This is a genomic window from Bacteroides sp. 4_1_36, assembly GCF_003466325.1.
Taxonomy (GTDB): domain Bacteria; phylum Bacteroidota; class Bacteroidia; order Bacteroidales; family Bacteroidaceae; genus Bacteroides; species Bacteroides uniformis.
In genome coordinates this window covers 34,327-47,621 of sequence record NZ_QSOX01000006.1, presented here as the reverse complement: position 1 = coordinate 47,621, position 13,295 = coordinate 34,327, and the positions used below count along the sequence as shown (strand labels likewise).

14 protein-coding genes are annotated in these 13,295 nt (G+C 40.2%); all 14 read left to right on the top strand.

Features of this window, described 5'->3' with window-relative positions; translation table 11 throughout:
• Window positions 1-52 precede the first annotated feature (52 nt).
• The 14 genes from DXD65_RS07980 to DXD65_RS07915 all read left to right on the top strand — a co-directional run bounded on the left by DXD65_RS07980 (window position 53) and on the right by DXD65_RS07915 (window position 13,282).
• Complete coding sequence (locus DXD65_RS07980) at window positions 53-1,483, top strand: tetratricopeptide repeat protein (protein WP_057097653.1); 1,431 nt, start codon at window positions 53-55, stop codon at window positions 1,481-1,483.
• Between the two features lie 8 nt (window positions 1,484-1,491).
• Window positions 1,492-1,962, top strand: coding sequence for an NfeD family protein (locus DXD65_RS07975; RefSeq protein WP_005826862.1), 471 nt, complete (start codon window positions 1,492-1,494; stop codon window positions 1,960-1,962).
• 48 nt (window positions 1,963-2,010) lie between these two features.
• A complete protein-coding gene (gene floA, locus DXD65_RS07970; protein WP_005826863.1) occupies window positions 2,011-3,012 on the top strand; it encodes a flotillin-like protein FloA in 1,002 nt (333 codons plus the stop codon).
• 93 nt (window positions 3,013-3,105) lie between these two features.
• Window positions 3,106-3,984, top strand: coding sequence for a nucleoside phosphorylase (locus tag DXD65_RS07965; RefSeq protein ID WP_009036776.1), 879 nt, complete (start codon window positions 3,106-3,108; stop codon window positions 3,982-3,984).
• A 281-nt stretch (window positions 3,985-4,265) separates the two neighbouring features.
• Window positions 4,266-5,660, top strand: a complete 1,395-nt coding sequence (gene mnmE, locus DXD65_RS07960) for a tRNA uridine-5-carboxymethylaminomethyl(34) synthesis GTPase MnmE (RefSeq protein WP_022401603.1) — start codon at window positions 4,266-4,268, stop codon at window positions 5,658-5,660.
• 269 nt (window positions 5,661-5,929) lie between these two features.
• Window positions 5,930-6,841 carry a helix-turn-helix domain-containing protein gene (locus DXD65_RS07955; RefSeq protein WP_117887530.1) on the top strand — a complete coding sequence of 304 codons (912 nt, stop codon included), beginning with the start codon at window positions 5,930-5,932 and terminating at the stop codon, window positions 6,839-6,841.
• Window positions 6,842-6,940: 99 nt separating this feature from the next.
• Window positions 6,941-8,047, top strand: a complete 1,107-nt coding sequence (locus tag DXD65_RS07950; RefSeq protein ID WP_071149436.1) for a site-specific integrase — start codon at window positions 6,941-6,943, stop codon at window positions 8,045-8,047.
• A 134-nt stretch (window positions 8,048-8,181) separates the two neighbouring features.
• Window positions 8,182-8,481, top strand: coding sequence for a glutaredoxin-related protein (locus tag DXD65_RS07945; protein WP_117887529.1), 300 nt, complete (start codon window positions 8,182-8,184; stop codon window positions 8,479-8,481).
• Window positions 8,482-8,483: 2 nt separating this feature from the next.
• A complete protein-coding gene (locus DXD65_RS07940) occupies window positions 8,484-8,918 on the top strand; it encodes an alpha/beta hydrolase (protein WP_233556131.1) in 435 nt (144 codons plus the stop codon).
• 412 nt (window positions 8,919-9,330) lie between these two features.
• Window positions 9,331-10,014, top strand: a complete 684-nt coding sequence (locus tag DXD65_RS07935) for a hypothetical protein (RefSeq protein WP_117678437.1) — start codon at window positions 9,331-9,333, stop codon at window positions 10,012-10,014.
• A gap of 66 nt (window positions 10,015-10,080) precedes the next feature.
• On the top strand, window positions 10,081-10,449 hold the full coding sequence (locus DXD65_RS07930) for a helix-turn-helix domain-containing protein (RefSeq protein WP_117887528.1): 369 nt from the start codon (window positions 10,081-10,083) through the stop codon (window positions 10,447-10,449).
• Window positions 10,450-10,696: 247 nt separating this feature from the next.
• On the top strand, window positions 10,697-10,903 hold the full coding sequence (locus tag DXD65_RS07925; protein ID WP_117887527.1) for a helix-turn-helix transcriptional regulator: 207 nt from the start codon (window positions 10,697-10,699) through the stop codon (window positions 10,901-10,903).
• 1 nt (window position 10,904) lies between these two features.
• Window positions 10,905-12,359 (top strand): Eco57I restriction-modification methylase domain-containing protein, encoded by a 1,455-nt coding sequence (locus DXD65_RS07920; protein ID WP_117887526.1) that lies wholly within the window; start codon window positions 10,905-10,907, stop codon window positions 12,357-12,359.
• Entirely contained in the window at window positions 12,347-13,282 is a 936-nt protein-coding gene (locus DXD65_RS07915; protein WP_117887525.1) for a BsuBI/PstI family type II restriction endonuclease, read from the top strand. Before DXD65_RS07920 ends, DXD65_RS07915 begins: the two co-directional genes overlap by 13 nt.
• Window positions 13,283-13,295: the final 13 nt, after the last annotated feature.

The following is a 13,295-nucleotide window of genomic DNA, read 5'->3' as shown; positions in this document are numbered from 1 at the left end:
ATTCACGATAAATTTGTATTTTTGACCTTCTGAACAATCAGCATGTATCAATATGAATAAAAAATATATCCTTTTCTTTCTATTCGGCCTTTTGAGCATAACAATTTCCGCACAAAGCCTGGCAGAAGCCAAAGCCTTGTACGAGAAGGGAGAATACGAAGAAGCCAAGCCCACTTTCAAGAAACTCGTCAAGACACAACCTGGTAATGGAAATTACAACCTATGGTACGGTGTATGTTGCCTGGAAACCGGCGAACCCGCAGAAGCCTTGAAGTACCTGGAAAGCGCCGTCAAGAGACGTGTCCCCAGCGGGCAACTCTATTTGGCCCTGGCATACAATGATCTATATCGGTTCGAAGATGCCATCGAGACTTATGAGACCTACATTTCCGACCTGAAAAAGAGAAAACGCTCCACCGAAGAGGCCGAACAATTATTGGAAAAAAGCAAATCCAACTTGCGCATGCTGAAAGGCGTGGAAGAGGTCTGCTTCATCGACAGCTTTGTGGTAGACAAGGAAAAATTCCTGGATGCATACAAAATCAGCCCCGAATCGGGCAAGCTGTTCATGTACGACACCTACTTCAATGATTCCGGTAAGGAAGGCGGAACGGTATACGAAACGGAGCTGGGCAATAAGCTATATTATAGCGAAATGCAACCGGACAGCACCCTCAGTATCCTTTCGCGCAACAAGTTGCTGGACAAATGGAGTGATGGCAGCTTGTTGCCCGGAAGCATCAACGAGGCCATGAATGCAGACTATCCCTATGTACTTACGGACGGTATCACTATCTACTATGCTTCGGATGGCCCTGGCTCGATGGGAGGATATGACATTTTCGTCACCCGTTACAATACGAATACCGACTCCTATCTGATGCCGGAAAATGTGGGCATGCCGTTCAATTCGCCCTACAACGACTATATGTACGTCATCGACGAATTCAACGACTTGGGATGGTTTGCCTCCGACCGCTACCAGCCCGAAGGCAAAGTGTGTATCTATGTATTCATTCCCAACTCATCCAAGCAAGTGTACAACTACGAAGGGATGGACCCGGACAAGATGATATCATTGGCGCAACTTCACTCTATCAAGGACACATGGACGGACACCGATGCGGTAAAGGGCGCCCGAGAAAGGCTTCGGACTGCTGCCAACGCAAAGCCGCGGACTACCAAGAAGCATGATTTCCAATTCATCATTGACGACCACTCCACCTACTACCAGCTGGACGATTTCCGCTCCCCACAGGCCAAAGCCTCGTATGGCAAATACAATCAGCTGGAGCAGAGCTACAAACAACTGCAGGAGAAACTGGAAGATATGCGTTCGGAATACTCCCGAGCCAACAAGCAGGAAAAGGACAAGATGTCCGCCGCCATCCTCGACCTGGAGCAACGTGTACGGCAATTGTCCACTGAGATGGAGCAGACTGCCATTCAAGTGCGCAACCTGGAAAAACAAGCCACCAAATAAAGACAACTATGGATATACTCATTATCGCCTCATTGATTATAGGAGCAGTAATCTTGTTCTTAGTGGAATTATTCGTAATTCCGGGCATCAGCGTTGCCGGTTTTCTGGCAGGAGGTTGCATCATCTTTGCCAACTACTATGCCTTTGCCTATATGGGCACCACGGCAGGTGTCATTACGCTTATCATATCTGCCCTGGCTTGTATCGGCTCGTTGGTATGGTTCATGCGCTCCAAGACACTCGACAAAATTGCATTGAAAAAAAACATCACCTCCAAAGTAGACCGTAGTGCCGAGGAAAAAGTCAAGGTAGGTGATATAGGCGTAACCACTACTCGCCTGGCTCTTATCGGCTATGCCGAAATCAACGGAGACATCGTGGAAGTAAAGTCATCAGACGGCTTCCTGAACGAAAAGACTCCGATTATCGTAGACCGTATTGCCGACGGAGTCCTCTTAGTGGAACGGCTCAAGCAGTGAAATTTCAGGAATCAACCTATTTATAACTAACAATTAATATTTAATCTCATGGATCCAAGCACAATGTATTTAACCGCCTTCCTCATTATAGGAGGCATTATCTTCCTGGTACTTTTCTTCCATTATGTACCGTTCTTCTTGTGGCTGTCTGCCAAAGTATCGGGAGTAAACATCTCGCTGGTACAACTTTTCCTGATGCGTATCCGTAATGTTCCTCCTTATATCATTGTGCCCGGCATGATTGAAGCTCATAAAGCAGGATTGCAAAACATCACGCGCGACGAACTGGAAGCGCACTACCTTGCCGGAGGTCACGTAGAGCGGGTGGTACACGCACTGGTATCCGCCTCTAAAGCCAATATCGAGCTGCCGTTCCAGATGGCAACCGCCATCGACCTTGCCGGCCGTGACGTGTTCGAAGCCGTACAGATGTCCGTTAACCCCAAAGTAATTGACACCCCTCCCGTGACAGCTGTTGCCAAAGACGGTATCCAGCTGATTGCCAAGGCCCGTGTAACGGTGCGCGCCAATATCCGCCAATTGGTGGGAGGTGCCGGAGAAGACACGATTCTGGCCCGTGTAGGCGAGGGTATTGTGTCTTCCATCGGTTCGTCAGAGAATCATAAGTCTGTATTAGAGAATCCGGATTCTATCTCCAAACTGGTATTGCGCAAGGGGTTGGATGCCGGAACAGCATTCGAAATTCTGTCCATTGACATTGCTGATATTGACATAGGTAAGAATATCGGTGCCGCCCTGCAGATAGACCAAGCCAATGCCGACAAGAACATTGCTCAAGCCAAGGCAGAGGAACGCCGCGCCATGGCCGTAGCCACAGAGCAGGAAATGAAGGCAAAAGCCCAGGAAGCCCGTGCCAAAGTTATCGAGGCAGAAGCGGAAGTACCCAAGGCCATGGCCGAAGCATTCCGCAACGGCAATCTGGGTATCATGGACTATTACCGGATGAAGAATATAGAAGCCGACACTTCCATGCGCGAAAACATTGCTAAACCGACGACGGGCAATACCAGCCAGCCGTTGAGTAAATAACCCGAAAAGTAACTGACGAAACGCCGGAACCGGTGAACAAGAATCGGTTCCCGGCGTTTCTATTTATAAACAAAAGATTAAAGCCTCAAGCATATGAAGAAATATTTCGCCTCTTCCGAACTGATCATCAATGAAGACGGTTCTGTATTTCATCTTCACGTAAAGCCCGAATGGCTGGCAGACAAAGTCATCTTGGTAGGCGACCCCGGACGGGTGGCACTGGTTGCCTCCCATTTCGAGAACAAGGAATGTGAAGTGGAAAGCCGCGAGTTCAAGACTATCACCGGTACTTACCAGGGGAAACGTATTACGGTGGTTTCCACCGGTATCGGATGTGACAACATCGATATCGTGATGAACGAACTGGATGCCCTGGCAAACATCGATTTCGAGACGCGCGAAGAAAAGCCCCGTCTGCGTAGCCTTGAGCTGGTACGTATCGGCACCTGCGGCGGCTTGCAACCCTACACTCCGGTAGGCACATTCGTATGTTCTGAAAAGTCCATTGGTTTCGATGGGCTGCTCAACTTCTATGCCGGACGCAACTCCGTGTGCGACCTGCCCATGGAGCGTGCCTTCCTCAACCATATGGGATGGTCCGGCAACATGTGTGCCCCTGCCCCCTACGTCATTGACGCAAGCACTGAACTGATAGACCGCATCGCACAAAACGACATGGTACGTGGCGTAACGATTGCCGCCGGGGGCTTCTTCGGACCTCAAGGACGCGAGTTACGCGTGCCGCTTGCCGACCCACATCAGAATGAGAAGATTGAAAAATTTGAATACAACGGCTACCGTATCACCAACTTCGAGATGGAAAGTTCTGCCCTGGCAGGCTTGAGCCGTCTGATGGGGCACAAGGCCATGACGGTATGCATGGTCATTGCCAACCGCCTGATAAAAGAAGCTAACACGGGATACAAGAATACGATAGATACTCTTATCAAAACAGTACTCGACCGTATCTAAGTATCCTTCAAGAAATGCTCCTCCCTTTCCTTCAGCCAATCCTAGGAGTAGGGTTTAGTAATGACTTCATCACATCCTGCTTGACGTGCCCGTTGCTGGTCTGTATAGTGTAGCAATGTCCTGCTATACCCACAATGGGCACAGAGGCGGATTAGGCTTTATAAGCATCTATCCATTATCGATTTGCACAAAGTTACGATAAAAGCCCATAAGTTGAATCACCATCTCTCTTTTTTGTAAAGAAACCATTATCTTTGCTGAATAAAAATAAGCCGGATAAAATGAACCAAGATACCATTTGTGCCATAGCCACCGCCCAAGGGGGAGCCATAGGATGCATCCGTGTCTCCGGACCGGATGCCATAGAGATAACATCCCGCATATTTACCCCTGCCCGGAAGGGGAAGAAGCTGAAGGATGCCAAGCCATACACACTTACCTTCGGTCATATCCATGAAGAAGAAAACATCATAGACGAAGTACTTGTAAGCTTATTCCGTGCCCCCCACTCGTACACGGGCGAGGATAGCACGGAAATCATGTGCCACGGTTCGAGCTATATTCTTCAGAAGGTGTTGCAACTGCTCATCGGTAATGGTTGCCGCCTGGCAGCTCCCGGTGAGTACACGCAACGGGCCTTCTTGGGCGGCAAAATGGACCTAAGCCAGGCCGAAGCCGTGGCCGACCTCATCGCCTCCACCTCTGCCGCCACTCACCGCCTCGCCATGAGCCAAATGCGCGGTGGGTTCAGTAAAGAGCTGGCCTCACTACGCGACCAATTGCTGCACTTCACATCACTCATAGAACTGGAGCTGGACTTCAGCGACCACGAAGAACTGGAATTTGCCGACCGCTCCGAGCTATGTCTCCTAGCAGACGGCATAGAGCAGGTAATTTCCCGTTTAGTACAATCCTTCAGTGTAGGCAATGCCATCAAGAACGGCGTGCCCGTAGCCATCATCGGCGAAACGAACGCTGGTAAATCCACCCTGTTGAATGCACTACTAAACGAGGAACGAGCCATTGTAAGCGACATACACGGGACAACCCGCGATGTGATAGAAGACACAGTCAATCTTGGTGGGATAACTTTCCGATTTATTGATACGGCAGGCATACGCGAAACGAACGACACCATCGAGAACCTAGGAATTGAGCGAACCTTCCAGAAATTGGAGCAGGCGGAAATCGTGCTCTGGATAGTTGATGCCACGAACGCCGTCTCACGGATACCACAACTAACTGCCCAGATACTTCCCCGTTGCGAAGGGAAACGGCTCATTCTCGTATTCAACAAGGCCGATCTGGTGCAGGATGCCTCAACCATCCCCAACCCCAGTTTCACCGTGGCCGCTACTAATGTGCAATGCATCTCCATCTCTGCCAAAGGACGTACCAACCTCGACAAGCTTCAGCAAATGCTAATCTCTGCCGCTAACCTGCCCACGGTTACCCAAAACGATGTCATTGTCACGAATATACGCCACTACGAGGCTTTGACCCATGCCTTGGAAGCCATCCACCGGGTCCAACAAGGATTAGCAGAAAATCTATCCGGAGATTTTGTTTCACAAGATATCCGCGAATGCATTTTCCATCTAAGCGATATTGCAGGGGAAGTTACGAACGATATGGTACTTGGGAATATTTTCGAACATTTTTGCATCGGCAAGTAACTATTTGATTATCAATGAGTTAAATTGATTATAATCGATTGATATGGCGCTCTTTACGGGGCGCCTTTTTTGTTGCTCTACTGTCAATATTAGTCATTTATAAGCTTTGCACATCATCTTTTTGTACCGTTTTTGTACCACGAAGCAAAATTCCGGCATTTTACGCTGGACAGGTTGTGGAGAAAGTTGACTATGGTTTACTAAGATTTACGATAGTTGACACATAACGGGAGAAATAAAGCGAAATAAAAATTTAAAATTTGAGTAATATGCCAGCAAGTAACACTAAAATTAAAAAGATTTGCGAATGGTGTGGAACACGATTCGAAGCACAAAAAATAAGTACAAAGTACTGCTCTCACAGGTGTGCAAATTTAGCTTACAAAAAAAGAGAAAGAGAGAAAAACATTAAGGCTACTGAAGAGAATACTCAAAATAGGATTGAAGAACTACCTATAATCACAATTAAGGATAAAGAGTTTCTATCTTTCTCAGAGGTTGGAATTCTTTTAGGTATTACTAGACAAGCAGTCTATAAGATGGTCTATAAAGGATACCTTCAAGCTTCAAAGATTAGCAGCAGATTATCTTTCGTCAAACGCTCTGATATAGATGAGATGTTAAAACGGCATCCTTATGAATTTAGAATGCCCAAGGACACTCTACCTATCAAAGAATTTTATACTACAGCCGAAATAATGAAAAAATTCAATGTAAGTGAATCATGGATTTTTGTTATGTCTAAGAAGAATAAAATTCCAAAGACATTCAACCGTGGTAAGACTTACTGGAGTAAAAAGCATGTTGATGCTTATTTTTCCTCGAAGGCTCCAGATGCAGACATTACAGAATGGTATAGTGTGCAAGAAGTACAGGACAAATTTCAAATGAGCCTTAACGCTATATACTCTTTTGTTTATAAAAATGCCATTCCGAAAAAGAAGGTTGGTATTACAGTATATTATTCAAAAAAGCACTTCGATATAGCAAAAGGAATACGTCAGGCTGAAGAGCCCAAATACTACACAGTTCAAGAAGCGATGGAAAAATTCAAAATAACAAGAGACCAGCTATACCATTATACCAAGTATCATCAAATTCCCAAGATTAAGAAGGGAAAGTATACTCTTATATCCAAAGCTGAGCTCGATAATTTGTTCGAAGATCCTATCATTGAATAATCTCGGTATAAGTTATTTCCTGGTGTGAGTATTCACCAAGAAAACACCAGTTTAATTTGTCCCGATAATAATAATTTATCAACCAAAAACATTAATCTTATGGCACTTACATGTACTAACGTAACATTGAGACAAAGAGTTATCAGTAACGGCAGAATTTCTCTCTACCTAGACTATTATCCGGCAATTCGCAATCCGTACACAATGAAAATGAGCCGCAGGGAATATCTTGGCATTTATATCTATGCCCGTCCTAAAAATGAGATTGAACGTGATTTCAACAATGAAATGCTGAGTAAGGCTGAAGCCATTCGTTGTATCAGAGTACAGGCAATCGTCAATGAAGAATTTGGATTTCTTGACAAGCACAAAATGAAAGCTGACTTCCTTGCCTATTTTCGTGAGAAAGCAAAACTGAAGTATCACAAATGGGACTGTGTTTACCAGCATTTTGAAAAGTTTGTAAACGGCTATTGCACTTTCGGTGATGTAACGGTAGAGCTTTGTCAGAAGTTCAGGCAGTATCTACTGAACTGTAAACAGATCCGTCATCCTAATATCAGTGTTTCGAGAAATTCGGCAGCTGGATATTTTTCAACTTTCCGTGCATTACTGAAAATAGCTTATCAAGAGAAGATGCTACGTGAAAATCTGAATGACTTCATAGACAAGATTGAATGGAAAGAAGTCAAAAAGCAGTATCTCACATTAGCAGAAGTTAAGAAACTGGCCGCTACACCATGCAAGATTCCTGTACTGAAACAAGCTTCATTATTCTCCTGTATGACCGGTCTTCGTATCAGCGATATTTTACAGCTTACATGGGATAATATTGAAGTCGGTCCTGACAATGGTTATTACATCAGAATTTGTACGGAAAAGACAGAAACTGAAGCCACTCTCCCCATTAGTAACGAAGCATTGGAACTATGTGGTATCCCTGGTTCAGGCCGCGTATTCAAAGGACTGACCAGAGCTATGACGAATCAGCCTCTCAAGCAATGGATTTCGGAAGCCGGAATCAAAAAACACATAACCTTCCACTGTTTCCGTCATTCGTACGCCGTCATACAAATCTCTTTAGGCACAGATATTTATACAGTATCGAAAATGCTTACTCACAAAAATGTTTCGACCACACAGATTTATGCTGATTTGGTCAATTCGAAAAAACGAGAGACAGCGAATAAGATTTCGTTGAAATAATATAACTCTTATCTTAATCTATAACAGGTTATATCTGATAAATCTATCGGATATGACCTGTTTTTATGTTTGCTTTATCTGACAGAATCGCTATCTTTGAAGAAAATTGAGTCTTTAAATGAATAACTACAGCTATGATAAAAATATATGGAATGGAAACTTGTCCGGATTGTACGTATGTAGAAGAACAAGTAAAAGGTAATAACCAATATGAGGTCATCGATATTGGTCAACACGTAAGAGATTTGAAAGCATTCTTGAGATTACGGGATCATCATCCAGCCTTTAATGAAGCCAAAAGTGTTGGAGCCGTTGGAATTCCTTGCTTTGTATTGGAAGACGGTACAGTTACTTTGAATCCAGAAGATGCCGGATTACGTTCACGTCCTATTAATGAAGGAGCAACATGTAATATTGACGGAAGCGGTTGTTGATTATGGCACAGAAAATTCTTTTCCTTCATGGTTTCTTTGCATCAGGTACATGTATCCCAGCTCTTGCCTTGAAAGAATATTTCAGCGGTAAGGCAACAGTCTTGAGTCCAGACTTACCCCTGCATCCACAGGAAGCTATCGACTTTATCCAAAGATTGTGCAACCAAGAACAACCTGATATATTGGTAGGAAACAGTAATGGCTCGTTTTTGGCACAGATAGTAGCATCTAAAAACAATATCCCTGCTTTACTCGGAAATCCTCATTTCGAAATGACACGCTTCTTGATAGAACGTATTGGTTCGCATGAATACAAATCACCACGAGCTAACGGAAATCAGCAGCTTGTCATTAACCAAACATTGATTGATGAATTCGCAGAACTTCAACAGCATCAATGGGACAATTGTCAGGTAGCTAACCAAGAAAATATATGAGGAATATTTGGTGAGAATGACCATCTGGCACACTTTGAGCCTTTATTTTTAATGCATTATAAATATTCATACCACTTTCCTGGCGGTCATACTCCAACAGCTGAAGAAGTACAAAAGTATTATGCGCCATTAGCGGAACGATTATTGGAATTATAGCATAACTTATCATATAATATAGAAAGGATACCACTTTTGTTTATTATATGATAAGTTATAAATTCATGTCTTACATTCAATCCCATAAATTAATCCGCCCCTATTCCATCTGAACACTTCATACTTTCCAATAATAATCAAGCTATTTATGACAATTAGTGACGTTTGATGAAGTCTGATGTCACTCTTGTCATTTTCTGATAATACATAATCAGTAAACATTACCTTTGCTTACGAACAGTTAAACATATGGCTTATGTATTTGAAGAAATTTGAATATTATATTTTAGATTCTAGTGTAGCTGGAACATTACTTCTTATAGCACTTGCTATACGCATTGAAGCAGTCAATGCAGGCTTTGATCAATTCAGCTCAAATATTATCTTTATATCGGTCTTTATAATATCTACAGGATTATATATATCAATGCAAATTGCATTATACGAGATAATTATATATTTATGTCATCATAGCAAATCTTTATCTATCCATGAACATCTTAATGATTCTGTGATTGCACCAGAACAAGCATTTATGGAATATGAAAAACTCCGATCGAATACTATTATAGAACAGAAACGTACGAACGATAAAAAGCTAGAGTTAGTACATATATACATCCATCAAACGATGGCTGCTTATACAAGCCAAGAAAATCTGCAGCGCCTCTGTGCTTATATTTCAGATTTCTTTCAGGATAAAACTGCTATCGATATTATTCCTATAAAAGTAGATTCAAAATTGAAAGCTATAGATGTTATGCATTTGGGTTGGAACATAGGTAAAGCATTAGGTAAACGACGTTCTTATACAGCAGAATTCATTAAAAAAGTATTTGCTGATACCATGAAAGAAAATGAAATCAACACGATAATCAAAAAGATGTCTCACTCAGAAACAGAATGCCTGATTAAATTAAATCCAGATATAATTCAATAAATCAGACTTTATATTCATAAATACTGCATGAACAAGTATCAATCCCCAAAAGCAAAAACAGATTGTATGACAAAAGAACCTATCACATTCGACAAGCTTCCGCAGGCTGTAATCTATTTAACAGAACAAGTAGAGAAAATTTACCAATTAGTTGAAACCCTACAACCACAGAAACTTGATAATCAGCATCAACTAATTGACATAGATAAGGCTAGCATACTTATCCAAAAATCAAAACCGACAATCTACAGACTTGCTCGTACAGGTCTCATCCCAGCCTATAAACGTGGTAAGAAATTATATTTCTATGAGGATGAGCTCCTTAAATGGATAGAGGCAGGCAAAAAACAAAGCCAACCTCTATCCTATCAGGAACAATCCGCACAAATACTTCATGGGATGAAACGTAAACCTAGAAAAGGAATTAATATGTAATTAAATTTTACGATGAGTGTCAGAACTTAAAATTATGGTAAGTCATCAGTGCCTACTAATAATGTTATAAAGAATTTTATTAGATCATTCGCGAAATGTTAGTATTTATAAAAAGATTACAAATCTGTAATTTACTTATTTTTTTTGACGTTAATGTCATTTTGTTATTTTGTTCAGATTAAAATACATCAAATAAAATACGATAAATATCGTATTTATTGCTATATTTGGAGCAAATAATATATCAATGAAATTAAATCGTATTAAAATAGTATTAGTTGAAAAAGGATTTTCTCAGAAATGGCTTGCAGAGCAACTTGGGAAAAGTTTCAGTACTACCAATGCATATTGCTGTAATCGACAACAACCAAATTTGGAAACACTTTATAAAATATCACAATTATTATCTGTTGAAATGAAAGATTTAATTGTTGAGGATATAAAGAGAAATTGAAATGTTAAAAGAAATAGTTCTAAATACCGATAGTTTTATGTCATCCGTTCCTAAACAGGAACGAAAAAAATATGGGCAGTTTTTTACTAACGAAACTACCGCTATTTTTATGGCTTCACTTTTTAATTTTGATCTTTCTAAACCCAATATCAGCATATTGGATGCAGGTGCTGGCACAGGTATTTTGTCAACAGCAGTTATTGACAGATTAATTAGTGAAGGATACAATGGTAAAATTCATCTTACCTGTTATGAAACAGATAAACTTGTACTACCACTTCTAGAACTTAACTTAGAAATATTAAGTTCTAAATATGGTATTGATTATACTATTATTCACAAAAACTATATTACATCACAATCATTCGAAAGCAGATCATTATTTCCAGAAGAAAAGCATGAGTTCGACTATATTATAGGGAATCCTCCATATCTTAAAATAGCCAAAGATGCAGAGGAGGCAAAAGCCATGCCTAGTGTATGCTATGGTTCTCCTAACTTGTATTTTCTATTTTGGGCAATGGGTATTCATAACCTTAAACAAGAACATGAACTTGTGTATATTGTACCACGTTCATGGACATCTGGCGCTTATTTCAAAAAGTTTAGACAGTACTTATTTCAATATTGTGTCATTACAGATATGCATTTATTTGAAAGTAGAAACAAAGTTTTTGATGGAGAGTCAGTCCTGCAAGAAACCTTAATAATCAAAATAAAGAAATCAAATAAAAAACCAGAATATATCAATATTTCTTCTTCATCAACTTCTGACTTGAGAGATAAAGTAAACTTTAGAGCTTCATACGATACTGTAGTAGCTCAAAATCAGTTCGTTTATCTTATAACGAATGAAACTGAAGAAAAAACTTTGAATTTAATTAATCGTTTCAATAAGACTTTACCTGATCTTAATCTAAAGATGCAAACAGGAATAATCGTAGATTTTAGAACAAGGGAAGTACTTCGAAATGAGTTAGAAGAAGGAGCATATCCACTTTTATATTCTCAACATATCAAAAATGGACGAGTTATATGGCCATTAGGAAAAGAAGGTGAAGTCATAAAAACAGATAAAAAGGGATTTCTACAGGAAAACAGTGATTTCCTATTAGTTAAACGCTTTACTTCTAAAGAAGAAGAACGAAGATTACAATGTGGCATATTTTTAAAGCAAGAATATCAACAATTCTCATATATAAGTACACAAAACAAGATTAATTTTATAAAATGTGATTCACCTTGTATCACATATGGGCTTTATGTATTATTGAATTCCAGCCTGTATGATAGCTATTACAGAATCTTAAATGGATCTACACAAGTTAACTCTACCGAGATAAATCAAATTCCTTTTCCTGATAAAGATGTAATAGAAAAAATGGGTAAGGAATTGATGCATAAAGAATTATCAGTCATAAATTGTAATGAAATTTTAAATAAATGGATAAACTAGATATTGTAAAAAAATTATTAGCCAAGATTAAGATGCCAAATAGCCAGCAAAGTCCGCTTTGTTGTTATACTTTGTTGGCTTTAGCTAGATTAAAGCAAGAAACATCTTGGCATGAAGCAACAAATGAATGGACAAGAATCCATGATATTATAGTATTTACATCTGAGAATTACAGCAAAACATATGCTGAGAATTCCAGAGAAACAATAAGAAAACAAGCAATGCATCATTTTCGAACTGCTGCCCTTATTGAAGATAACGGCCAAGCTACTAATAGTCCCAACTATCGTTATCGTTTGACTTCAGAGTTTTTAAAGGTTATTCGCTCTTTGGAAGATAATAGTACTATTTCTGATGATAACTTAGAATTAAAGAAATTTATTAGTGAGCATGAAAGTTTATCTAGCATCTATGCCTCTAAAAAGCAGATCCAAAAAATGCCTGTAAAAATAAACGACATAGATTTTACATTCAGTCCTGGAAACCATAATAAACTTCAAAAGGCCATCATTGAAGAATTTGCACCTAGATTTGCGCACAATTCCACATGTTTATATGTAGGTGATACAATAGAAAAAGATTTAGTCAATAATAGTGATATTTTATCATCATTGGGCTTTGATATAACATTACATGATAAAATGCCTGATGTTGTATTATATAGAGAAGATAAAAATTGGTTATATTTTATAGAGGCTGTTACTTCTGTTGGACCTATGGAACCGAAAAGAATTTTGGAAATTGAGAATATGACTAAAAATGTTACGTCTGGAAAAATATTTGTTACAGCATTTCTTGATTTTTCCACATTCAAGAAATTTTCTGATAAATTAGCTTGGGAGACTGAAGTCTGGATAGCAGATATGCCAGAACACATGATTCATTTAAATGGAGATAGATTCTTAGGTCCACATAAAAAATAACATTTTTTATTTA

Excerpts from the sequence above, each read along its gene's own strand:
- DXD65_RS07980 (WP_057097653.1), top strand. The coding sequence starts at position 53 with ATGAATAAAAAATATATCCTTTTCTTTCTATTCGGCCTTTTGAGCATA.
- DXD65_RS07975 (WP_005826862.1), top strand. The coding sequence starts at position 1,492 with ATGGATATACTCATTATCGCCTCATTGATTATAGGAGCAGTAATCTTG.
- floA (WP_005826863.1), top strand. The coding sequence starts at position 2,011 with ATGGATCCAAGCACAATGTATTTAACCGCCTTCCTCATTATAGGAGGC.
- DXD65_RS07965 (WP_009036776.1), top strand. The coding sequence starts at position 3,106 with ATGAAGAAATATTTCGCCTCTTCCGAACTGATCATCAATGAAGACGGT.
- mnmE (WP_022401603.1), top strand. The coding sequence starts at position 4,266 with ATGAACCAAGATACCATTTGTGCCATAGCCACCGCCCAAGGGGGAGCC.
- DXD65_RS07955 (WP_117887530.1), top strand. The coding sequence starts at position 5,930 with ATGCCAGCAAGTAACACTAAAATTAAAAAGATTTGCGAATGGTGTGGA.
- DXD65_RS07950 (WP_071149436.1), top strand. The coding sequence starts at position 6,941 with ATGGCACTTACATGTACTAACGTAACATTGAGACAAAGAGTTATCAGT.
- DXD65_RS07945 (WP_117887529.1), top strand. The coding sequence starts at position 8,182 with ATGATAAAAATATATGGAATGGAAACTTGTCCGGATTGTACGTATGTA.
- DXD65_RS07940 (WP_233556131.1), top strand. The coding sequence starts at position 8,484 with ATGGCACAGAAAATTCTTTTCCTTCATGGTTTCTTTGCATCAGGTACA.
- DXD65_RS07935 (WP_117678437.1), top strand. The coding sequence starts at position 9,331 with ATGTATTTGAAGAAATTTGAATATTATATTTTAGATTCTAGTGTAGCT.
- DXD65_RS07930 (WP_117887528.1), top strand. The coding sequence starts at position 10,081 with ATGACAAAAGAACCTATCACATTCGACAAGCTTCCGCAGGCTGTAATC.
- DXD65_RS07925 (WP_117887527.1), top strand. The coding sequence starts at position 10,697 with ATGAAATTAAATCGTATTAAAATAGTATTAGTTGAAAAAGGATTTTCT.
- DXD65_RS07920 (WP_117887526.1), top strand. The coding sequence starts at position 10,905 with ATGTTAAAAGAAATAGTTCTAAATACCGATAGTTTTATGTCATCCGTT.
- DXD65_RS07915 (WP_117887525.1), top strand. The coding sequence starts at position 12,347 with ATGGATAAACTAGATATTGTAAAAAAATTATTAGCCAAGATTAAGATG.